This is a genomic window from Paenibacillus nanensis, assembly GCF_003583765.1.
In the GTDB taxonomy this organism is placed as follows: Bacteria; Bacillota; Bacilli; order Paenibacillales; family Paenibacillaceae; genus Pristimantibacillus; species Pristimantibacillus nanensis.
Genome location: NZ_QXQA01000023.1, coordinates 1 through 21,663, shown reverse-complemented (window position 1 = coordinate 21,663; position 21,663 = coordinate 1). Strand labels below are relative to the sequence as shown.

Sequence of the window (21,663 nt, the reverse complement as noted above, 5' to 3'; positions counted from 1 at the left end):
TATATCGGATGAAACCTGTTTTTATATAAGAAAATACCGCCAGAAAAGAGCTCTGTGCGGTATTAGAAAATACAGGCATATTCACATTTATTGCATTAGATGATTAAGTCATCGCTATCGTAATCGCGTTCAGCCTTCTTGCCTAGGAGGTCCCAATAGACCCCCGGCGACAAACCGTGCCCCGGGCGCTTTACCGTAAGATTCTCCTCACTAAATGTTTCCCCTTTGGCAATAGGTTTAGCGGCAACGATACTTTTACGTGCAGGTGATACATTACGGAATTCCGAAGCTGTCGGTATCTTAACAGAGTTCCCCATCGCTCGCTCTACATTGCGGATTTGTTGAATCATCGCCGATAATTCTCCCGGCTCCATCGAAGCTTTATGGTCAGGTCCAATCATCGTTTTATCCAGCGTAAAATGTTTCTCAATCAGCTGCGCTCCAAGCGTTACGGCCGCTATCGGAATCTCCGTTCCTACCGTATGATCGGAATAGCCCGTCTTCAGCCCAAAGGCTTGCCGAAGGGTCAGCATTTTGTTCAGATGGACTTCCTCGTAAGGAGCCGGATACTCGGTTGTACAATGCAACAGCGTCACTTTTTCCTGTAAAACCGCTTGGCCGGCGGGTAAGCAATAAGCTTGTCTGAACGCCGTTAAGGATGGAGCCTCCCCGGAATCCAAATAGGAAAAAGCGAGCGCACCTAGCGCATCCTCAATTTCCCCAAGCGTAGACATACCCGTTGATAAAATAATATTAGCCCCGCTTCTTCCCGCATAATAAAGCAAAGGAAGATTTGTAAGATCTCCGGATGAAATCTTCAACGTTTTTAGATTAAACGTTTCTGCTAACAATCGGAGACTAGGCATATCAAACGGCGTCGAGAGGAATGTTATCCCGGCAGAACGGCATTCTTCAATCAGAGCGACATGGTCATGGTGTGATAGTTCCAATCCTTTCAGCATCTCAAGCTGCGATTCCGCAGCTTCCGTTGTCTCCTTCTGATAGTCCGCCTTGGCAGCGTGCCTGCTGACCAATTGTCCTGCTTGAAAGGTTTGAAATTTTATAGCGTCAGCACCTGCCTCGACCGCTGCACGGACAAGCTTCTTGGCCAGGTCCAATGAACCATTATGATTTACTCCGGCTTCTGCAATGATGAAGGTCTTCATATCTTGTCCTCCTGCCATCCAACATCGTAAAACGCTTTTTGAAGGATGCCTTCCAAATTCACGGTTTTTAAGCTTTGTTTAATCCGCGGCGCAGTCATTCCGTCACCATATACGTGATTCCCGCACTTAACGTTTGCTTCAATAAAATGCGGATCTAACGCTGTCGATATCGCTTGTTTTATCGCATCATGATGCTCTTCCGCCTCTATGATACTCCTGCCCTTTATTCTTCCCTTCTGCCTGTTCCCGATATTAACTGTAGGCTTACGGAAGGCTGGAGCTTCAATGATTCCGCTCGAGGAATTACCGATGACCACATCCACATGTTGCAATGCACTTAGATAACGAAGAGTTCCAAGCGAATAGTATGCCGCTGCACGGCCAGGATGTGATTGTACGTAATGATCGATCAACTGACCTATAATTCGCCCGTCAGTATCGGAGTTTGGTTTCGTAAAAATAATTTTTGCGTCGTCGAAATGATCGAGTGCCAAAAGCAACTCTCTAACAAGCTGTTCTGAATCACGCTCATGAAGCGTAACGGGGTGATAAGTCACTAGGAAGTTGCGTTCACCCAGCCTAAAATCAATGGCTTGTTCAAATTCCGATTTGGAAAGCAGCTGCAAACTTCTTATATTGTCCAATCCAATTGCACCGACATTAAATACTCGATCAGGCTGTTCACCTAGCTGAATAACCCGCTTCCGGTAAGTTTCAGTGGAGACATAATGAAGCTGTGACATTTTGGTAATCGAATGCCGAATGGCTTCATCTAGGGCTCCTTCCGTGCTCTCCCCGCCGTGCAAATGAGCAATAGGGATTTTCGCTATCATAGCAGCCTGCGCTGCTGCCATAATCTCATACCGGTCGCCAAGCAAAACAATAATGTCAGGCTTTAAGCGATTAAACACATCCGCAAACCCCAGCAATGCCACTCCCATTGATTTCGTTATACCTATTGGCGTATCGCTTGACAGCAGCATTTCGACCTTATCGTCGATGATAAAGCCATCTTCCAGTATTTGCCTGTATGTATAACCGAATTCAGGCGATAGATGCATACCCGTTACGACTAACTGCAGCCTCATCTCGGAATCCGACTTTATTTCACGAAGTAACGGGAATAATAAACCATATTCCGCTCGCGAACCTGTAACTACGCATATGGTCCTCACTAAAGTCCCAGCCTTTCTTAATTACGATATGAGTTTCGGTCCGCTCGGCACGTTAATTACTCGGAACTCCAATTCTTCCGTGACCGTCATATCCATTTGAGGGCAATGTTTATACATAGGCAAACGATGCATAGGGGTCCAAATCGGGCGAGTCATAAGACCCTCATCATTGGACTGAGCAAGCAGCAGGTCTCTTAAGCTAGCATCCGGCTTATCCAGCAGGATCGCATTCAGCCAATAATTGCTTGACACATATTTTTTTTCTTCAAACCATTCCATTCCGTCAACGGTTGAGAATACTTCCTTATACCGCTGCGCAAGCTTTCTTTTCCGAGATAAATATTCTGGCAGCTGTTCCAGTTGAGCGCAACCAAGAGCAGCGTTAATATTTGGCATGCGGAAATTATAGGCCATCTCATCATGCTGGAAGGCCCAGCGATGAGGCAGCTTCGCGGTTGTTGTAATATGCTTTGCTCTTTTCGCAATCTCTTCATCGGAAGTAAGAATGGCTCCGCCACCGCCGGTAGTAATAATTTTATTTCCATTAAAGCTAAGCGCCGCCGTTTTTCCAAACGTTCCCGTATGCCTGCCTTTGTAATAAGAGCCCAATGATTCCGCCGCATCCTCTACCAGCGCCAGATTGTATTTCTCACACACCTCCATAAGCGTGTCCATTTCAACAGGATGACCGAAGGTATGCATAGGGACAACGGCAATTAATCTACGGCCTGTTATTCGATTATAGACAAATCCGTCCGAATTCCTATGAGCTATATCTTTCAGATACAAATCCAACTTTACAGGATCGACGCCCATAGTGGAGCGCTCCACATCAATGAAATGAGGAACCGCTCCACAATAGCTCACAGCGTTGGCCGTTGCCACGAAGGTTAAAGACGGTATCAATACTTCGTCATTAGCCCTAACCCCCGCGAGCAATAAACTTATATATAAGGCTGAAGTGCCATTCATAACAGCAATTGCATAAGGAGAATCCGTAAATGCCGCAAGATCGCGCTCAAAACGATCTACGTACTGTCCTACGGAAGAAACCCAACCCGTATCCAAACATTCTTTTACGTACTCCCATTCCCGGCCTTGGAACATCGGTTCATGCAATGCTGTAAATTCATTTGTTGCATCTATGACTCTTCGCAGCGCCTCAACAAAAGAGGCCGGTCTACATTCTTCTTTCAAAACCGAACCTCCTTAAATGTTATATCTGCTCGCCTTATATTTCGATACGTTCGCCGGTTCCGAAAACCACTCGATTGTCCTTTCCAATCCTAGCCTGAACCCCTCCCGTCCCGCAAACTCCGGTTTCCACCCAAGCAGCCGATTCGCCTTCGAGTTATCTGCCCAAAGCCGTTCAACTTCACTTTTCTCCGGGCGCACTCGCGTATCCTCGGTAATAATCTCAACGTTGATATTCATGATCTCGCTTATAAGCTTAACGGTATCTCCGATCGAAATCTCAAAGTTGCTTCCGATGTTGATTTCTTCCCCAATGCCATTCTCAGATTCAAGCATCGCAATAAACCCTCGTACTGTGTCTGCAACATAATTAAAATCCCGCGTCGGATGTATCGTGCCCAACTTAATTTGCTTAGTGCCCGAAACCAGCTGAGTTATTATTGTCGGAATAACCGCTCTTGCTGATTGACGGGGTCCGTAGGTATTAAACGGGCGAATGATGCTGACTGGAAGCTGAAACGAGCGGTAGAAAGAAAGCGCCAGTTGGTCTGCAGCAATTTTCGTCGCCGAATAAGGAGATTGGCCCTGTAATGGATGTTCTTCCGTTATCGGAACGAATTTAGCTGTCCCATACACCTCACTGGTCGATGTATGAATAACTTTGGCCACTCCAAGCTCTCGAGCGGCTTGAAGCACATTTAACGTTCCTTTAATATTCGTATCCACATATGTTTCCGGAGAATGGTAGGAATAAGGAATAGCAATTAACGCCGCAAGATGAAGCACCGCATCGCAACCTTTCATCGCTTCCTTCACACCATAAGGATCACGGATATCCCCGGTAAAAACCTCAAATTTCCCTTTGACCTCCTCCGAGCATTCATCCAGCCAGCCCCAAGTATTAAACGAATTATACAATGTGAATGCGCGAACATCGTACCCGCGCCGAACAAGCTCTTCAGTTAAATGAGAACCGATAAATCCATCCGCTCCGGTAACCAGTATTTTACGGTAGTTGTTCATAATACTCTCCTCCAGATTCCGACTCATGACCGAGAGAATCGGTCGATTCCTTCTACCCTGGACTTAGACTCCGATATAATCTCTTGCAAATCTGGACAAAGCTCGAACATGCTCTGAGCCAGAGGCAGCATGAATTTGACATAAAACGCCGTCTGCTCCAATATCGTTTTGGCCGCAATCAGCTTAGGCAGTTCCACTTCAAATCGCTTTAGTTCACCTGCGCAAGCCCGCAAAAATAAACCTTTAAAACAAATGTTGCTTGTTATTTCGCTCCAACTGGAGTCGATTGACGCGATAAGAGATAAGCATTTATTCGGTTTCGTACGAGACGCCTCTTCTAATAGCCCGATCTGGCGGACAATATTTTTCAGATGTTTTGTGCATTCCTGCATCTCCGAGGGCAATCGCTCGAGCTGACTATATACTTGCTTTAGCTTTTCGTCCTTGTATAACGGCAGATCGGCAATTGCCTGAATGAAAATATGGTCATCTATCGTCTTAGCGTTCACACTTTGAAGAACCTCTTCCATATAGCGGAATACAGTATGTTTAATGTTCGCGCCCAAACGGCTCGTATTCACAAATCGAACCCCTGGAAATCGTGCCAGAATGCCCTCAATATCCTTTAGTGTATCCAGCATCGACTGGCTTGTCCGATTCATGGTTCCACTAACATTCTCAACCTGAAGAACCGATTGCCCAATAATATACCCTAAGATGTCATCCGAAAAGTGTTTCGATCCTTCGGCATATACTTTTTCGTTCGGATAAGATAGGTCTTGACCTGCCAGCACGATTTCCTCGCAGCCCATGAATACGGCCGCCTGAATAGCAGTTCCAGTGACTGAGTGGGTTGGCAAAAAAACAGGGGCCTCATCTGTTAAACTCATAAAGTATGTCGTCGTCGTATCATCTTTTATATAAGCATGAAGCAAATGGTCGTCTCTATCTTCAATGATCTTGTAATGCAGCATGGGTGCGAACATTAAGGGGATCTCTTTAATGTCCAGATGATCAAACACACTGACATTCGCTTCCGATCCGTCTATAGAGAATATCAAATGAGGCTTAATCCCATAATGCAGCAAGGACTGAATTGTAGAACCCGCGGCGAATATTAACGCGTGCTTCTTTAATTGACGCAAGATTTCAATGTCATGTTCCAAAGAAGGGCCCGCACCTACAATGACCGCCGTTACGCCCTTAAACGCTCCCTGAAGTCCTGCAATCGAGGGGGTCATAAGCAATTTGGACAAATTGTACATGCTGTTACGCGTCCAGTTCAAGCCAAACTTATTATAATTATGAACAACATTCGCGTTTTTCGTTACAATCGACTTAAGCTCTTGAAAGAAGGCATGCATCTCTTCCGCTTTCAGCCTTCGATATACAGGAAATACGACAATCTCGGGTTCCCTCTGAAAGCTGACATATTCCAACATTTCGCTCTTCTGTTGAGCTGCTTCTCCGACGGTAAAGCCGGCAATATTCAGCGACTTGCACAGCTCCCTGAAATCAATGGCGCGTAGGGCAGCTAACATCACCTGTTCATCCGGCTCATAAAGGTACAAACTGTGTTGAGGATAAACGGATGCATAGCGCAACACAAAGTAACCGCAGCCTACCCCATACATTAGAATTGTGGATTTATTTTTCAGCTTATCGCTCAACTGGGCTACCCATCGATCCGCCTCATGAATCGGATCATATGAGCTATGCAAATGCACAGTTTTTCCAGACGTCCCCACGCATAAAATAGGCAAACCATTTCTAGATAAAATGACGGAGTTTCCGTTATCTTCATAGGGGAATGTACTCAAATAATCGTAAACCTTCGGGAAGGTTTCCTTAAGAAACTCCATATTGAGATGAAATCGCTGTTTTTGATCTAGCAAGGGTTCTCCAAGCTGCTGTAAAAGACGCCGAAACACAGCAATCATCTCATAATGAATGAAGTCACCTGCAGCCGTGAAATTCTCTTCATCGACGAGAATATTTAAAGTTTTAAATTTATCTGAGATATTATGAATCCCTTGCCCGATTGCATCCTCATAAAAATGATAGTTACTTGGTTTATTTTGTTCGTACTCAATAGCCCGTAGCGTTTTATAAAGATCGTCGATACCTTCTACAATCTCGCCGAACTGCTGCCATGTTTCCTGCGTTACGGGTTCATAAAATAAATTCCCAACTGTTTCGCATGCCTCTACCAACTTGGGAAGGAATAATTTAATATCCTCCATCGTGCTTGTTATTGCGTTATCCTGCTCCATTTGGCACCCCCACATTTCCGCTCCTAATTCCCCCGTCAGACCCTGGCTTCCACTCTACGCAAGCCTTCCTCGACAATACTTAACAGTTCAGGCATACGGCTCAGCATTTCCTGAATAAGAGGCTTCATAATCTCCTGTGCAAGTTCTGATTTTCGGATCCAATTCGTTTCCTCAAAGAGCTCCGGCAAGTCTCGCTCAAACTGATGAAGAAGATTTTTAAACAATGTAAAAAACAGAGCCTTGAACGGAACACTCGCGACGACTTGTTTCCATTTGGTATCGATGGCGACAAAAGCTTTCCTGCACTTTTCTTGATTTTGACGGCTTGTAACGACTGTTGTCTCAATAAGCTTCTCAATATCCTTAAGAAGATCCCGGCATTCCTTTATTTCATTGGGCAGTTTCTTAAACCGTGCTCGTATTTCTGCCACCCTCTCGCCTGGATGCTTCTCTATCTTTTCCATCTCACGGACAAAGAAATCCGGGTTAACATGCTTTTCATTGTACCGTTCCCAGACATGCTGCAAGCTCTCCCATTCCGTATGCTTGATTTTGGCACCTTGCTTAGATGTGTTCACAAAGCGAATATCCGGGGTGTAATGCGACAACAAATTTTCAATATCCGCTAAAGTCGATTTCATACTATAAGTTGTCCGATTTTGTTCCCCTTGCACGTTCTCAATATATAATTCGCTCCGACTTACGATGGAATTCGATTCTTCTTTTGAGAAATGCCGCGCTCCAGGCGCATACAAGTCGCCGCCGGGATAGGAGAAGTCCTGTCCCGTAAAAATAATCTCCTTACAGCCCATATAAATAGCCGCTTGTATAGCAGTTCCGGATACGGAGTTATTCGGCGGAAAAACCGGATCGGTGCCGTCAAGATCCATTAAATATTTCGTAACGAAATCATTTGTGAAATGCACGTTTAACAGAAGATCAGGATGATCGTCAATAATTTTATATTTAACCATTGGTGTATAGAGCAGCGGAATATGGTTAATATTTAAGTTTTTAAATGCTCTGTAGTTCGCCTCGCTTCCATCCATTGAAACGATCAAATGAGGCTCGATGCCAAAATGCAGCATAGACTGAATGGTGGTGCCTGCGGCTATAATCAACGCATGATCCTTCAGCTTCCTTAGAACCTCTATATCCTCAGCTAAAGACGGCCCTGCTCCTACAATAACAGCCGGCAGCCCCTCGAACTTATTTTTAAGTCCTAGAATGGAGGGGGAGACTAATGTAGCGCCCATGTTATAGACACTATTCGTCATCCACTCCCAACCGAATTTGTCATAGATCTGCACTTCGCCTTGGTAATGTAAAATAGTCGTTTGAGCATCCGACGAAAACTGCTCCATGTCGCTCTTGTTAATACGATAGTACAACGGAACAGCCACAATATCCGGTGTGCCCTTCATATAGCGAAGAAACCGGTAAAATAGCCGTTTTCTCTGCACCGCTTCATTGCCAACCACAAAATGATCAATATTCAACCGATCAAACAACTTCCTTAGATCGATTCTTTGCATTGCGGTAAGCAGCAAATGCTTGTCTGGCTCATAAATGGTCAATCGATGCTCCGGGAAAGCTTTGGAATAAGCTTCCGCATGATAACCAAGTCCTAATCCATACATTAAAACATACGTTTTCTCCCCCGCATTGGCGCTTATCTTCATAGACCAGCGCTCCGCTTCGGATACGGGATCGTATTGACTGTATAAATAAATCAATCGATCGTTGTCATCAACCATGCCAATATTGGGACACCCGTTATGACTGCAGGTTATTTGATAGTTTGAGTTATCCTGTTTTTCATTTTCCAACACCTTGTAAACGTCGGGAAACGCGCTTTTCAAAAATGTCATATTTCTATAAAATCTTTGTTCGACTACCGTTCTTTCATCGCCCAAAATACAGGTTAATTGTTGAAACAGCGGTATAAGCTCAAACCTAATGATATCACTAGCTCCAGTATAGTTATCATCGTCCATACAATTATTTAATAACTGAAAGTTTTCACTTAACGCTAATACTGTCTGCTCGATGCTTATTGCTAAAGCTTTATAGCTCTTTATCGTATTGGTCTCCGAATAAATGGCATTCAACGTTCTATACAAATCGTCCATGCCTTCAACGATTTCTCCGAATTGCTGCCATGTTGACTCAGTGACTGGTTTATATAGCAATTGCTCAACACTATCGCAAGCTTGAATAAGCTTTGGCATAAACTCCCTAACCTGATCAAGGGTGTCCTCAACTTCCATAACACGCTGGTCCATACACATTCCTCCTTGTTCCTTTCAATAATATCGGTTAATGATAGCATGTACTTAACAGCCTGAAATGATAACAAACCGCCGGAGTCATTTCCGACGGTTTGGTTGTCCTAATGCTTATTCTTTATAATCTACGAAATAACTTTGAGGGGCATAGGCTTGCTCGTATTTTTGCTTTTGCATCCGAGTTACGTTTATTTTCTGCATGGCATTGGATGCTTCATCCTTTAATTCTGTGAATCTCGCTAAAATTGCTTTGTCAAACTCGCCAATTTGACGAAGCATTTTTCTCTCGTCCTCTGTTAGAACGATATCCTTTTTCAATTCATTCAAAACCATATCACGTAAGTCGACTAATAAAATCGACTCTTCATACGTGGTGGAGTCTAACCTTTTCACATATTCTAACGTTTCGTCATACAGCTTTGCTATGGTTATTGACATTAGAAACTTCCAGCTCCGGTCTGCAATTGGCCTACTGACTGTTTCGCGGCCTGTTTCCAAGCCTCTCTAAGCTCAGATAAGTGCTCTAATACTTCGTTAGCCAAGGCCTCATCTTTCTTGACATTTGATTGTATAAGTAGGTGTAACATATACTCATAGATTACAACTAGATTTTTGGATATTTCATAATTATGATTAAGTGAAGCAATAAGTTCATGGATTATCGCTTGCGCCTTCTTTAAGTTATTATTGGCCATCTCATAATTACGTTTTTTAATACCTTCGATTCCTGCCTTTGTAAATCGAATGGCGCCTTCATACAGCATAATAACAAGCTGAGAAGAGGTCGCTGTCTGAACGGATGATTGTTGATATTTCTGATACGGCGAGTTTATCAAGAAAACCACTCCTTCTAGCTTTTAGAAACGAATTAGAAACTGCTAAATGTTGATGCTTGCGAGTTATATTTATTTATAGCTGTCTCCATTGCGGTAAACTGTTTATAGTACTGGTCTTCCTGCCTCTTCAATCGGTCAAGAAGCAAATCCTCACGGGACTTCATCTGTCTAATTTGATTACTTAACAATGAGTTCTCCATGAAGCTCGATGACGGGTCCGAGCTTGTAAGCGATGTTCCAGCCCTTTCTTGCAGACTCGTCAAAGCGGTCATAGCGGAGTCCCTCATTTTGGAAAACACGCCAGTACTGCCTGAAAAAAGTGCTGTTACTTCTTCTGGGTTCGATTCTAGTGCGCTTCTAAGCTTCGTCTCATCTAAAACCAATTTACCCTTCTCCGTATAGCTGCCTGTCGTAATACCGATCGACACGGAAGTGCCATCAGGAAGCTTGATGCCCTTAACAAGTGAAAGAGTTGTTGAACGAAGTTCATTAACAAATTTACTTAACGTACTATCATTTCTGAGCGTTCCGCTTCTTGCCTTCTCTTCCCATAACTCAATCTCTTTATCGGACATTTCTTTCTTCTCATCAGCACTCAATGGTGCATAAGTACGATACTTAGCTTCAGAAAGTTCCTTACCGATAGTACTAATTAAACTATTGTAGTCATTAACAAACGATTTAATCGTCTCCATGATTTTATTCGTATCTTGAACTGCTGTAATAGAAGCCCCATTGGCAGTCGTTGTTTTTGCTTTGACAGTAAAATCAAATCCATTGATCGAAAAACGATTGCTGCTTTGCTTATAGTTGATTCCGTTTACTGTAATTTCGGCATTTTTTCCTTTATTGGTATCATCTACAGATTTAATAAATTCTGATGCAGCACCAATGTCGGTCGAGAAGCCCTCGATATTTAGTCCCGTGTTTGTACCCGGGTCTGTCACTCCTGTCTTTGTCGCTGTTATAGAGAACTTGCCCGATGCAGCGTCGTATAGAGCCGAAGCCTTTGCTGTGCTGCTCTTTGCATTAATAGCTGCTGCTAGATCGCTTAACGTTCCTGTTTTCGCGGCTTTAATCTCAACACCATTTATTTTCACAACAATATTGTCAGCATCTGCCGATGCAAAGCCCAGCTCGCCAAGCGTTTTTTCAACCCCGCCATTCTTGTTATTAAATTCATAGATCGTATTGGCAGCCGTCGCGACTTCAGTGACAGTAACATTAATTCCGCCTGCTGCTTTCGAACCCGTAGAATTCATAGTAAGAGCGTTTGTTTCACCGCTTACCTCAGAAGTTTTTGCATTAATGGCATTCGACAAGTTATATGAAGCTAACTTATTGTTCCGAAAATCTACGATTTTTGAACTCATGGTCCGATAGTCCTCTTGCTGCCATTCTACCTTTGTTCGATTCTTTACCATGTTATCGTAAGTTGTCCGACGAGCTTTCATTAGCTCCTTAACCATACTGTCGACATCTAAACCCGATGCAAATCCCGAAAGTCTCATAAGCGCCTCCTTATTCCACTAAATTTTTTCATCAATAATCAGTCCGTTTAGCTCAACCATTTTCGCAACCATATCCAACAGCTTCTCTTCTGGTATTTCTCGAATGACTTCGCCTGTCTCGCTATTTTTTATTTTGTACATAATGTGATTTGTTTCCTCGTGCACGGAGCGTTCTACCTTTGTTTGTGCACTCTCTAAGGACTTTAAGAATCGTTCTATATTTTTATTGCTTTGTTCATCCGCTGCGCCATGAGCAACAAGATGACTTGTTTGAGCTGAAATCGTTGCTGCCGTCATAGCTTCTTTCGTCGGTCCGCTACCAGTACTTTTCTCAGATGTAAATACCGCCGAAGTGTTTACCGATGTTATATTCATCATCATTTCCACCCCGATTCAAAGTCCTTCTTATGATAATAATATCGGTCTATTCTTGTATGTTTGTTAGACCGAATTCCATTAGTTTAAATAAAAAATATAAAAAAAAGAAACCTTAGACAAGCTAAGGCTTCTTTTTTTGAAAAAATGATTATTGCAGCAGAGACAATACGCCTTGTGGCTGCGAGTTCGCTTGTGCCAACATCGATTGGGAAGCTTGAAGAAGAATGTTGTTCTTCGTCAGGTTCACCATTTCTTTGGCCATGTCCGTATCACGGATACGGGACTCGGAAGCTGTCAGGTTCTCAACCGTAGTACCCAGGTTGTTCGAAGTGTACTCAAGACGGTTTTGTACAGCACCCAGTTTAGCGCGTTCAAGAGCAACGGATTTGATTGCTGTATCAACATCAGTCAAAGACGTTGTAGCAGACAAGCCTGTGAAATCGCCAGTAGCAATGTCGCCAATGCTAATTTTTGTAGCATCCGCATCGGAAGCGATGTCAGCACCACTGTAAATCTGCATGCCATTGAACTTCGTGTTCGCCATGATGTCGTCAATTTGGTTGCCCAATTGGCTCATCTCAAGCTTAATGTTCGATACATCGCTAGTTTCATAAGTTCCGTTGGAGGACTGAACCAGCAATTCTTTCATACGAGTAAGCATGGAGCTTACTTCGTTCATTGCGCCCTCAGCTGTTTGTACGAAGGAGATACCGTCTTGAACGTTCTTTTGAGCTTGCTCAAGACCGCGGATTTGACCGCGCATTTTCTCGGAAACCGCAAGACCAGCAGCGTCGTCAGCCGCACGGTTGATACGAAGACCGGAAGCCAGTTTCTCCATCGATTTGCCGGAAGCAACGTTGTTCATACCCATGTTACGGTGAGTATTCAAAGCAGAAATGTTGTGATTAATACGCATTATAATTTCCTCCCTGAAGTTGGTTAATAAACCCCACATCCTTGTGGTATGCTGAACCAGGTCGGCCGCCCTTTATCAGCTCTATTCTATTTATCGGTTATTTAACGAAGGAGTTTATAGTTTTTCAAAAAAACTCTTGTGTGATATCAACCGTTGAAATGCTGTGGTTACTCCTGTATAGCTACCACTTAGCCGGTCCATACTCTACACAATATATCTGACTTTGAATTCAACTAATCTCTACTTATAAGGAAATGATCATGCACTTGGATGATGAAAAAAAACCCGCGGCACTTGAATCGTGCGCGGGTTTCGCAATGAATCGTATATTATTGAAGCAGGGACAATACGCCTTGTGGCTGCGAGTTCGCTTGCGCCAACATCGATTGGGAAGCTTGAAGAAGAATGTTGTTCTTCGTCAGGTTCACCATTTCTTTGGCCATGTCAGTGTCACGGATACGGGATTCGGAAGCCGTCAGGTTCTCAACTGTTGTACCCAAGTTGTTCGAAGTGTACTCAAGACGGTTTTGTACAGCACCCAGTTTAGCACGCTCAAGCGCAACGGATTTAATAGCTGTGTCAACCTCTGTCAGAGTCGTTGCAGCACTCAGGCCAGTGAAGGAGCTTGTTCCAATTGTGCCGATCGAAATTACTGTAGCGTCAGCATCGGAAGCAATATCAGCGCCAGCATGAATATTTTTACCGTTAAACTTCGTGTTCTCCATGATGTCGTCAATTTGGTTGCCCAATTGGCTCATCTCAAGCTTGATATTCGAAACGTCACTAGCTTCATAAGTTCCGTTGGAGGACTGAACCAGCAATTCTTTCATGCGAGTAAGCATGGAGCTTACTTCGTTCATTGCGCCCTCAGCTGTTTGTACGAAGGAGATACCGTCTTGAACGTTCTTTTGAGCTTGCTCAAGACCGCGGATTTGACCGCGCATTTTCTCGGAAACCGCAAGACCTGCAGCGTCGTCAGCTGCACGATTGATACGAAGACCGGAAGCCAGTTTCTCCATCGATTTGCCGGAAGCAACGTTGTTCATACCCATGTTGCGATGAGTGTTCAAAGCAGAAATGTTGTGATTAATACGCATTATAATTTCCTCCCTGAAGTTGGTTGATTGATGCCCACATCCTTGTGGTATGCTGAACCAGGTCGGCCGCCCTTTATCAGCTCTATTCTATTTATCGGATCATTAATTAAACAGCTTTATAGCTATTAAACATTTTTTCGAAAGAAAATAAACGCCATTCGTATCGATGGCGTTCGTGCAATACCTAGGTCCTATAATTTTTACTCTTTTTTCTTCTGAAAATTGTAGAACTGTGACTTCAGATCTCCAGCGCTGATTTCCGAATGCTTGGCGCTTTTGTTCATTTCCTCAACGGATACATAAAGCTCCTTACGCAAAATGCCGACTTCAGAAGGAGCGGATATGCCGATTTTCACTGTATCGCCATAAACCTCTAGAACCGAAATTTCGATGTTTTCTCCAATTCGTACAGACTCGCCCTTTTTGCGGCTTAAAACAAGCATTTTTAAGCCCTCCTTGACCCTATAATAGGGGAGAATAACGGCTGTCGAATCGAATAGGATCCATCAGCCAAAATATATTGGGTTCCTTGTTTCATTCTCACATTTACAACAACCGGTGCCGCCAAATTGATCGTAGCAGACGCCAACTCATCGCGAACACTTATTATATTCAATATCCTCAAATCACTCTCGGATTTGATATCTAATTCCGATTTTATTAGATCATTCAATTCAAACTCATACTCGGGAAAGAAATCAAATGGCGATACGACGATAAAAGCAAGCCCTCCGTCTTTGATTGACTGTAAGTACATAAACGGACTTTCATTATCTTCTATCAGCAAGAACTCTCGATGATCCTTAAATCCCGGAATACCGTTTTCAAAATGAAGCACATCTTCAGCCTGGTATTCATATTGGCCAAATCTGGTCGTTTCCAAAATCATAGTTGATCACACTCCAATTAATATAAAAAGCTATAGTATCGGCAGTCGATTCTACAGCTTTCCACGCATTATGATCCATTATCCATTGTTTTCTATAAAGTTATATCAATGTTGGGTGCCGTTATTTTGACGGACGGGTACTGCTCCATAAAAGTCCGGACATAACCCCGCCTATATTCGATTTCCGGACGATTTGGCTGTGCACTGATATCTACACCGCCTAAATCCACCTCAATCTCCGGATTTTTTAGTATTGGCTTATAGTCAACATTGTTTGGCGTAGCCGGTCCAAAAATTTTAAGCTTAGGTCTTTCCTTTGTCATACTTTCCTTTGCAAGATCAGCAATTGGATTACCCTCAGCTAATATGTTGCCAATTCGGTTGTATTCTTGCACTGTCGCTTGAATAGCATCTATAGCATATTTCCCATTTTGGTTATATATGCGATTCCAAAAAGGCATGGGCTTTCCACCTGTCAACGCTTCCCAAGTCTTTGATTGATCAACGATTACAACCGCAGGCTCAGAATCGATATGAACTACCGCATCTGTGGAGTTGATCCGAACAGTTGCCGGCGACTGTTTAATCTCATAGTGACCTAACCGACTCTCGATCCCGATACGCGCAGGGGTAGAATGGATTTGAAGTTGTGGTAATCTCATACGCTATCTTAAAAAGTCAACCAACGATTGTTTTATGACTTTAGCGCCTACCGACAAGGAAGCCTGATAAATATTTTCGTTAATTTGGGTATCGATTAGCAGCTTCTCAAAATCCGCATCTTCAACCTTAGACTGGAGATCTGTTAAATTAATTTCCATATCCGATAAACGGTTCTGCATTAATTCAACCCGATTTACGCGTGCGCCAATCTCCGCTTGTGCATTCAAGAATCGGTCCGCGCTTTTTTCAATGTTTGGCAATTCAGCAGCAACACCCGCGTAATCAGTAGAACCTAGAGCACTGATAATACGATCGAGGACAGAGAACACATTATCTCCTGTGCCTGACGTTGACAAATCTGCTGCTCCAAAAACTTGTTCTGCGGTTAGATTAATATCCAGTTTAATTTGATTCCCAACTGCATATTCAATAGTCCCGCTGTCTCCAGAAACCATTCTGGCGTTAAATCCGGGTTTAGATTTATCGAATGGGATCTGATTGAAATTTTCACCGTTAAACACATATTTTCCATTGATTTTACTATTCGCAATATCTATAAGTTGAGTTTTTAACTGCTCAACTTCACTCTTAATATTCGTAAGCGCGACATCAGGATTCGTCCCGTTTGAAGCCTGTGTTGCGAGTTCCTTTACCCTCTCCAGCACATCTCCCGCTTGGGAAAGTACCGTATCGTTGAAATCTAACCAAGATAACGCCGAATCCACATTCTTCTGGTATTGTTCATTTGCGGATAGCTCGGCGCGGTAGCGCAAAGAATAGGTAATGCCGACCGGATCGTCGGATGCCTTGTTGATTTTGCGGCCTGTCGTCGTTTGCTGCTGCAGCTGCTCCATTTGGGACAAGTTGCGGTTCAAGTTGCGCATCAGCTGCATGTGCATCATGCCTTGCGTTACACGTAATGACATCTAAGCAACCTCCTTATTCTTATCGATTATCGGCCTACCGTGCCGGTTCCGTTGATCAGCTTGTCCAGCATTTCGTCGAACGTCGTCATGAAACGCGCTGAGGCGCTGTATGCATATTGATATTTGATCAGATCCGCCATCTCTTCATCGAGGGAAACGCCGCTTATCGATTCGCGGTTGGCATCGACTTGATCAAGCTGCGTCTGCGAGTTCGTCAGCATTCTCTTCGCATCCTGGCTTTGAACGCCCAGCGCGCCGACAACGGCGCCGTAGAAGTCGTTTACAGTCGCGGAAGTTACGCCGCCGCCTGTTGCCGTCTCGTCGAAGGCGAATTTAACGTCCTTAAGCTCGGACATAAGAAGCGCTAGGCCGTTATTGCCTTTAATGACGGATGTAACGCCTGTTGCCGTATCCGTCGATGTCCGTAGAGACGTCGCAATTTTATTTGCGTCCGCTGCAATAGTCGGATTCAATTGAATGCTTGCAGCCGTGATGCCTGTGGCTCCAGCCTTAAACGTAAAGAAATCTTCACCCGCCGCAGCCGGGTCGGCCAACGTGTACCCTAATTTATGCAGGCCGTTAATCCCCTTAACTGTCACCACTTCATCGGCAGTTGTCGGGGTTGTCGTGCCCGGCTTCACCCAGCCCGCAGGAACAGTAACAGTGAATTCACCGTTAGCCAGCGTGTTCGCCAGCGTATCCAGCTGCTGTTGGAACTCGGTTACATATTTATCGCGGGAAACGATCATGCCATGTACTTCGCCGCCGATCAATGTTCCTCCAAGATAAGCATCCTCCAATGAATCGGCTGTAACAGGCGTTACCGTACCGCCCTCAACCAAGGCTGCTCCGCCGAGCGTTATCGTATAGCCTAGATCCGTCTCCGCCACGTTGACGTTCATGATTTTGGAAAGCTGGTCGGTCATAAGATCGCGTTGGTCGCGAAGATCGTTCGCATCGTCGCCAAGCGATTCGATTTTCCGGATTTCCGTGTTCAACGAAGAAATCGTTTGAAGCAGCGAGTTCGCCTGCGATACCTTCACGTCAATATTGGAGGTCAAGTCGGCATTCAAGTCCGTCAATTGGCGGCTGAGCTCGTTGAACGTCTCCACTAACGATACCGCATTCTCCTGTAAAATCTCCCGTCCCGTTACATTCTCAGGATCCTTGCTGAGATCCGACCACGCGTTCCAAAAATTCTCGAGAACGGTGCGAATACCCGTTTCCGAAGGTTCCTGCACGAAGCCTTCCAGTTTGCTCAACGTATCGGTTTGAATTTCTAGGCTGCCAACGCCATGGTTCTGCTCGCGGTACTGGCTGTCCAGGAATGCGTTGCGAATACGCGTGATGGACGTAAACTCAACGCCTGTTCCGAGTTGTCCCGGAGCGTTAGAACGGTTCAGACCAAAGGCTTCAATCGGGCGAGCTGCGACCATAGAGACCTTCTGGCGCGAATATCCTTCCGTATTGGCGTTTGATATATTGTGCCCCACCGTGTTAATGGCGGCTTGCTGAGTGAATATGCTTCGTTTTGCCGTCTCCAGCGAGTGGAAGGTCGATCTCATGCTCTCATCCCCTTATTATGCCTTGGAGTCAAACCAAGTATTTCGTTTATTGCCGTACATTTGCTGCTGCGGGTGCTGATACACCACGTCTTCGTTCGGATCCTCTATCATTAAGTTGATGGAAAAGTTAATAAAATCGAGCGACTGCTTAATGAGCTGCTGATTCGCCTCGTTCACTTGCTTCAGCTTCGTCAAAATGCTCGTAAGCCGCTCATGAAGTTCTATAAGCTGTTTTTTCTCCTCCGGCTTGTTCACCGATTTGATCAGATCGGACAGTACGCCCGAACGATTGCGGAAGCCGATATCCTTAAAGTACCTGGCTGTCATCAATAGACGGCTCGTTTCCAGCTCATCGGCCTGCGCAGTCAGCAGCTTCTCCTTCTGCGTAATGACGTTAAGCTGGACGATCTCGTTCTTCAGGATTAGAGGCTTCTTGCTTTCCTCGCATTCCAGCAGCTTCTCATACAGCTTCAGCTGCTTCTGAAGCGTATCGATGATGGTCGAAATCGACATTACGCATTCCTCCGCCCTTACTGTGGTCGATTATTCGTTAGGAAAGGCAGAAGCTTCTCCGCGATCTTGCCTGCATCCACATGGTATGTGCCGGATGCGACGGATTGCTTCAGCTGATTAATCCGCTCAGCGCGCTCCGAACTGTTCAGCTTGCTCGTAGTCAGCATCTCCTGAGCCGCAGCCGAAATTTGCACTTCGTCTTTCTTCTTCGCTTTCTTGGCCGTCTCCGCGCGCAGCTCGTTCTGCTTCGCGTATGGATTCGTTGCGCCGATGCGATTGCTTTCGTTTATCTTCAATGTTCTCACCTCATTGGGATCAGCAACTAAAAAAGCCGATTACCTGATACAAGTATTATCGGCTCTCGTTATATTTTATTTAATAGTATCGAGCAATTATCTGTCTTTATACCCACTTAACCCGCGGTATGAGACTCCTACGTTCTGTGTTTTATCAGGCTGCGCCGATTTAGCAGCGTCATCCTGCAGGGTTCTTGCCGCCTTCGTTAAGCGTGTGCGGCAATCATCGCAGAGATGGCTGTCTCGAATTAACGTTCCGCACGATTCGCACGGATAGGACATGTTCGGCGCGTTTACGATGGAAATACGGCCTTCCCGGATAAATTTTGATATCTGCCTGATGGAGACACCGGTTGCGTCCGATACTTCATGAATCGTCGCGCCTTTATTTTCGCGCAGAAAATCTGCGCAGAGCTGGTACTCTTTATCAATTTCCTTCATGCAGGATGGGCAAACATCTCTAATTCCTTTGGCAAACAGCCTTCCGCAACGAGGACAGTTGTCCAAATTCATCGCATCCAAGCCCCCTTCTGGTCCAAATCTCTATATAGTTATATTAACGGATTTCGACAGGAAATTCATTAGCATTATCAACATAAATTAGTGAAATTGTTGTCAGGAACGCGACCATGTCAGGACGTATATCCGCAAGTCATAATTAGCGGATCGAAGTAGCGCAGAGGAGCAAGCCTCAACGGTACTTCCCGTGGTATAAATATCATCCACAAGCAGAATTCGCAGGGCTCGGCGGCGTTCATAGGGGCTCAGCTGCTTAGCAAGCGGGCCTTCCTCTAACTCCCTCAGTTCAGCTTCATCCACACGAAAAAGATTTCGAACATCCCGGAGCCTCTCCGCCCGCGATTTGAAGCTCATTTTTTCGCTGTGGAGCTCGCGGACAAGAAGATGAAAGAGCGGAACGCCAAATCGCTCCGAGAGATGTGCGGCCATCTCCTTCGCTTGATTGAACCCCCGGTCCTCCGCCCGTTGAGCGCTGATCGGCACGTAAGTGATCGCGTCCCAGTAGTCGCTGAGCTGCTGTTTATTAAAAAAGCCATATATTAGACGCCGCAAGCGGCTCTTGCCTTGTTGCTGAATCGGCTCGGACTCGCTAATGTCCTTCGTTAATCGAAGGAGCGGCGGGACAAGCATTTCTGCGAGAACAGGCGCTAGCCGCTCATAGCCCCGGTATTTGTACAACGCGAGCCAGCCGCGCATGACGGAGTCGTACGAAACCGCGCTGCGGTTGACGACAAAATGCCGGTCGGGACGGCGCGTACAGTCTTCGCAAGAAATGCCCCTGCCGCATATGGGACATTTGATCCGTTCCAGCCACGGGATGGCGTCGCAGCAAGCTGCGCATAAGGAATGCCTCAGAGTGTGAAGTATCTCTCCGGCATAGGAACTTGTGCCCGGCCTTGACGCCGCGGCTTTTGCGTTAACAGCCTTGCCGCACACGGCGCAGCCGCTCAAGCTTGGGGCCATTAACGTGATCGACCGGCTTCCAACCGCCTGCGTTTGGGCTAACAAGTGTTGAATGCGCTGAATGAGCCTCATAGCTTCACCCCCCTGTTCGCGGAGCGGCAGTCGACGCGAGCAAAAAACCTCTGTCCTTAGCGATCCGGTTCATGGAGCGAATATGCTTAAAAGCCCGCAGCTGGGACTGATTACGTTCCTTTGCGAAAAAGTACACCAATCCGTTCGGATCCGCCGCATTCCTTCCAGCTCTTCCCGCCATCTGCACCAGGGAAGCTTCATCGAACAGCTTGCCGTCCGCATCTAAAATGAAAACATCGCTTTTGGGTATGGTGACGCCTCGCTCAAGAATCGTCGTCGTAACTAATATGCGAATGTCCGAGCTGCGAAAGCTCATAACCTTTGCGGCCCGGTCCGGATCCTGCGAGGAGGTTGCCGCGACATGCGGGCATTGGAGCCTGCTTCTTATTAGCGCCGCTAATGGTTCGGCCTGTGAAATTTTTTGCACAAAAACAAACAGCTGGGCGCCTCTATTCAGCGACTTTTGCATCGCGGTAATGAGAGCGCCGGGGAGCTTGCCGGTCTGAAGCATAGCATTCACCGTTGGCGCGTTCATCAGCTTGGGCTCCGGCAACGGATGACGGTGGTACCGGACGGGAACTCGCGCATGCGCAAGCGCGCCGCGCTTCGCCGCACGCTGCATATCGCGCGGCGGAGTCGCGGACAGCAGCAGACGAGGCGCTCCGGGCAGGCAGCTTTTATCCGCCGCATACTTTAATAGCGGATCCCCATGGTAGGGAAACGCATCGACTTCATCAAGAATGACCAAGTCAAACGCTTCGTGAAATCGAAACAGCTGATGCGTAGTGGACAGCGTAATATCGCCCCGCTCCCATCTCTGCTCGCTGCCGCCGTATAAGGTGACGACCTCAGCTTCCGGGAAAGCCCGTCGAATACGCGGGTCAAGCTCAAGAATGACATCCCTTCTCGGCGAAGCGATCAGCGCTCTCCCGCCTCTGCTAAGCACCGAATCAACAAGCGGGAAAATCATCTCCGTCTTGCCGGCCCCCGTCACGGCCCAGAGCAGGAAGTTCCGGATATCCGGACGTTCGCCGGATAAACCCGATGAAACCGCTCCGGCTCCGATTGCCGGCTTGCCGGGGAGGTCCCGGGACGGCGACGACTCGATAAAACGAAGCGCTTCCCCGGCCGCATCGAGCTGAGCCGGGCTCAAATTCCATTTCATCAGCCTGTCGCGCAATGAGAATGCAGGGGGGGTTAGGCGCTGGTGCCGATGAGGTATGTAGACGCCCAGCACCAGCAGCTCGCACTCGCGGCTCCGCCCCATATTCAGGCAAGCTTCGCAATAAGCGCACAGGCGCCCGCACGCTAGACACGGCGTGCGCCGCAGCTGCGCCTCCCCGCTGCCGCATCTCCGGCAGCGCAGCCGGCGCCGGGCGTCCGCCCGCCCGCCCCCATGG

22 protein-coding genes are annotated in these 21,663 nt (G+C 46.0%); all 22 read right to left on the bottom strand.

What is annotated here, in order from left to right; translation table 11 throughout:
• Nucleotides 1-95 precede the first annotated feature (95 nt).
• Nucleotides 96-1,166: an N-acetylneuraminate synthase gene (gene neuB / locus D3P08_RS25120; protein WP_119602880.1), complete on the bottom strand. Its 1,071-nt coding sequence runs from the start codon at nt 1,164-1,166 to the stop codon at nt 96-98.
• Nucleotides 1,163-2,341 (bottom strand): UDP-N-acetylglucosamine 2-epimerase, encoded by a 1,179-nt coding sequence (neuC, locus tag D3P08_RS25115; RefSeq protein WP_119602879.1) that lies wholly within the window; start codon nt 2,339-2,341, stop codon nt 1,163-1,165. The genes neuB and neuC overlap by 4 nt, the downstream gene beginning before the upstream one ends.
• Nucleotides 2,342-2,362: 21 nt before the next feature.
• A complete protein-coding gene (locus tag D3P08_RS25110; protein ID WP_420819058.1) occupies nt 2,363-3,538 on the bottom strand; it encodes a LegC family aminotransferase in 1,176 nt (391 codons plus the stop codon).
• Between the two features lie 12 nt (nt 3,539-3,550).
• Nucleotides 3,551-4,558, bottom strand: a complete 1,008-nt coding sequence (locus D3P08_RS25105) for an NAD-dependent 4,6-dehydratase LegB (protein ID WP_119602878.1) — start codon at nt 4,556-4,558, stop codon at nt 3,551-3,553.
• Nucleotides 4,559-4,581: 23 nt separating this feature from the next.
• Nucleotides 4,582-6,831, bottom strand: coding sequence for a motility associated factor glycosyltransferase family protein (locus D3P08_RS25100; RefSeq protein WP_162848598.1), 2,250 nt, complete (start codon nt 6,829-6,831; stop codon nt 4,582-4,584).
• Nucleotides 6,832-6,866: 35 nt separating this feature from the next.
• Complete coding sequence (locus D3P08_RS25095; protein WP_162848597.1) at nt 6,867-9,116, bottom strand: motility associated factor glycosyltransferase family protein; 2,250 nt, start codon at nt 9,114-9,116, stop codon at nt 6,867-6,869.
• 114 nt (nt 9,117-9,230) lie between these two features.
• Entirely contained in the window at nt 9,231-9,557 is a 327-nt protein-coding gene (locus D3P08_RS25090; RefSeq protein ID WP_119602875.1) for a hypothetical protein, read from the bottom strand.
• The gene (gene fliS, locus D3P08_RS25085) at nt 9,557-9,955 is read right to left on the bottom strand and encodes a flagellar export chaperone FliS (protein WP_119602874.1); all 399 of its coding nucleotides are present in this window, start codon (nt 9,953-9,955) and stop codon (nt 9,557-9,559) included. Before fliS ends, D3P08_RS25090 begins: the two co-directional genes overlap by 1 nt.
• Nucleotides 9,956-9,987: 32 nt before the next feature.
• Nucleotides 9,988-11,466, bottom strand: a complete 1,479-nt coding sequence (gene fliD, locus D3P08_RS25080; RefSeq protein ID WP_119602873.1) for a flagellar filament capping protein FliD — start codon at nt 11,464-11,466, stop codon at nt 9,988-9,990.
• An 18-nt stretch (nt 11,467-11,484) separates the two neighbouring features.
• Nucleotides 11,485-11,841, bottom strand: a complete 357-nt coding sequence (locus D3P08_RS25075) for a flagellar protein FlaG (RefSeq protein WP_162848596.1) — start codon at nt 11,839-11,841, stop codon at nt 11,485-11,487.
• Between the two features lie 151 nt (nt 11,842-11,992).
• Nucleotides 11,993-12,760, bottom strand: a complete 768-nt coding sequence (locus D3P08_RS25070; RefSeq protein ID WP_119602871.1) for a flagellin N-terminal helical domain-containing protein — start codon at nt 12,758-12,760, stop codon at nt 11,993-11,995.
• 329 nt (nt 12,761-13,089) lie between these two features.
• Nucleotides 13,090-13,857 (bottom strand): flagellin N-terminal helical domain-containing protein, encoded by a 768-nt coding sequence (locus D3P08_RS25065; RefSeq protein ID WP_119602870.1) that lies wholly within the window; start codon nt 13,855-13,857, stop codon nt 13,090-13,092.
• Between the two features lie 200 nt (nt 13,858-14,057).
• On the bottom strand, nt 14,058-14,300 hold the full coding sequence (csrA, locus tag D3P08_RS25060; RefSeq protein ID WP_119602869.1) for a carbon storage regulator CsrA: 243 nt from the start codon (nt 14,298-14,300) through the stop codon (nt 14,058-14,060).
• A gap of 2 nt (nt 14,301-14,302) precedes the next feature.
• Nucleotides 14,303-14,746 (bottom strand): flagellar assembly protein FliW, encoded by a 444-nt coding sequence (gene fliW / locus D3P08_RS25055; protein WP_119602868.1) that lies wholly within the window; start codon nt 14,744-14,746, stop codon nt 14,303-14,305.
• 92 nt (nt 14,747-14,838) lie between these two features.
• A complete protein-coding gene (locus D3P08_RS27135) occupies nt 14,839-15,408 on the bottom strand; it encodes a DUF6470 family protein (protein WP_147381853.1) in 570 nt (189 codons plus the stop codon).
• A gap of 3 nt (nt 15,409-15,411) precedes the next feature.
• Nucleotides 15,412-16,335, bottom strand: coding sequence for a flagellar hook-associated protein FlgL (gene flgL / locus D3P08_RS25045; protein WP_119602866.1), 924 nt, complete (start codon nt 16,333-16,335; stop codon nt 15,412-15,414).
• Between the two features lie 26 nt (nt 16,336-16,361).
• Nucleotides 16,362-17,900 (bottom strand): flagellar hook-associated protein FlgK, encoded by a 1,539-nt coding sequence (gene flgK / locus D3P08_RS25040; RefSeq protein WP_119602865.1) that lies wholly within the window; start codon nt 17,898-17,900, stop codon nt 16,362-16,364.
• 15 nt (nt 17,901-17,915) lie between these two features.
• Entirely contained in the window at nt 17,916-18,413 is a 498-nt protein-coding gene (locus D3P08_RS25035) for a flagellar protein FlgN (RefSeq protein ID WP_119602864.1), read from the bottom strand.
• Between the two features lie 17 nt (nt 18,414-18,430).
• Complete coding sequence (gene flgM / locus D3P08_RS25030; protein WP_119602863.1) at nt 18,431-18,709, bottom strand: flagellar biosynthesis anti-sigma factor FlgM; 279 nt, start codon at nt 18,707-18,709, stop codon at nt 18,431-18,433.
• A 96-nt stretch (nt 18,710-18,805) separates the two neighbouring features.
• Entirely contained in the window at nt 18,806-19,222 is a 417-nt protein-coding gene (locus D3P08_RS25025) for a TIGR03826 family flagellar region protein (protein ID WP_119602862.1), read from the bottom strand.
• A 102-nt stretch (nt 19,223-19,324) separates the two neighbouring features.
• Nucleotides 19,325-20,263, bottom strand: coding sequence for a ComF family protein (locus tag D3P08_RS25020; RefSeq protein WP_119602861.1), 939 nt, complete (start codon nt 20,261-20,263; stop codon nt 19,325-19,327).
• 4 nt (nt 20,264-20,267) lie between these two features.
• Nucleotides 20,268-21,663, bottom strand: a 1,396-nt coding sequence (locus D3P08_RS25015) for an ATP-dependent helicase ComFA (protein WP_119602917.1), incomplete at its 5' end; no start/stop codon positions are given.

Bases quoted from the DNA above. Each gene is read 5' to 3' on its own strand.
- neuB (WP_119602880.1), bottom strand. From the start codon at position 1,166: ATGAAGACCTTCATCATTGCAGAAGCCGGAGTAAATCATAATGGTTCA.
- D3P08_RS25105 (WP_119602878.1), bottom strand. From the start codon at position 4,558: ATGAACAACTACCGTAAAATACTGGTTACCGGAGCGGATGGATTTATC.
- D3P08_RS25100 (WP_162848598.1), bottom strand. From the start codon at position 6,831: ATGGAGCAGGATAACGCAATAACAAGCACGATGGAGGATATTAAATTA.
- D3P08_RS25095 (WP_162848597.1), bottom strand. From the start codon at position 9,116: ATGGACCAGCGTGTTATGGAAGTTGAGGACACCCTTGATCAGGTTAGG.
- D3P08_RS25090 (WP_119602875.1), bottom strand. From the start codon at position 9,557: ATGTCAATAACCATAGCAAAGCTGTATGACGAAACGTTAGAATATGTG.
- fliD (WP_119602873.1), bottom strand. From the start codon at position 11,466: ATGAGACTTTCGGGATTTGCATCGGGTTTAGATGTCGACAGTATGGTT.
- D3P08_RS25075 (WP_162848596.1), bottom strand. From the start codon at position 11,841: ATGAATATAACATCGGTAAACACTTCGGCGGTATTTACATCTGAGAAA.
- D3P08_RS25070 (WP_119602871.1), bottom strand. From the start codon at position 12,760: ATGCGTATTAATCACAACATTTCTGCTTTGAATACTCACCGTAACATG.
- D3P08_RS25065 (WP_119602870.1), bottom strand. From the start codon at position 13,857: ATGCGTATTAATCACAACATTTCTGCTTTGAACACTCATCGCAACATG.
- csrA (WP_119602869.1), bottom strand. From the start codon at position 14,300: ATGCTTGTTTTAAGCCGCAAAAAGGGCGAGTCTGTACGAATTGGAGAA.
- fliW (WP_119602868.1), bottom strand. From the start codon at position 14,746: ATGATTTTGGAAACGACCAGATTTGGCCAATATGAATACCAGGCTGAA.
- D3P08_RS27135 (WP_147381853.1), bottom strand. From the start codon at position 15,408: ATGAGATTACCACAACTTCAAATCCATTCTACCCCTGCGCGTATCGGG.
- flgL (WP_119602866.1), bottom strand. From the start codon at position 16,335: ATGTCATTACGTGTAACGCAAGGCATGATGCACATGCAGCTGATGCGC.
- flgK (WP_119602865.1), bottom strand. From the start codon at position 17,900: ATGAGATCGACCTTCCACTCGCTGGAGACGGCAAAACGAAGCATATTC.
- D3P08_RS25035 (WP_119602864.1), bottom strand. From the start codon at position 18,413: ATGTCGATTTCGACCATCATCGATACGCTTCAGAAGCAGCTGAAGCTG.
- D3P08_RS25025 (WP_119602862.1), bottom strand. From the start codon at position 19,222: ATGAATTTGGACAACTGTCCTCGTTGCGGAAGGCTGTTTGCCAAAGGA.
- D3P08_RS25020 (WP_119602861.1), bottom strand. From the start codon at position 20,263: ATGAGGCTCATTCAGCGCATTCAACACTTGTTAGCCCAAACGCAGGCG.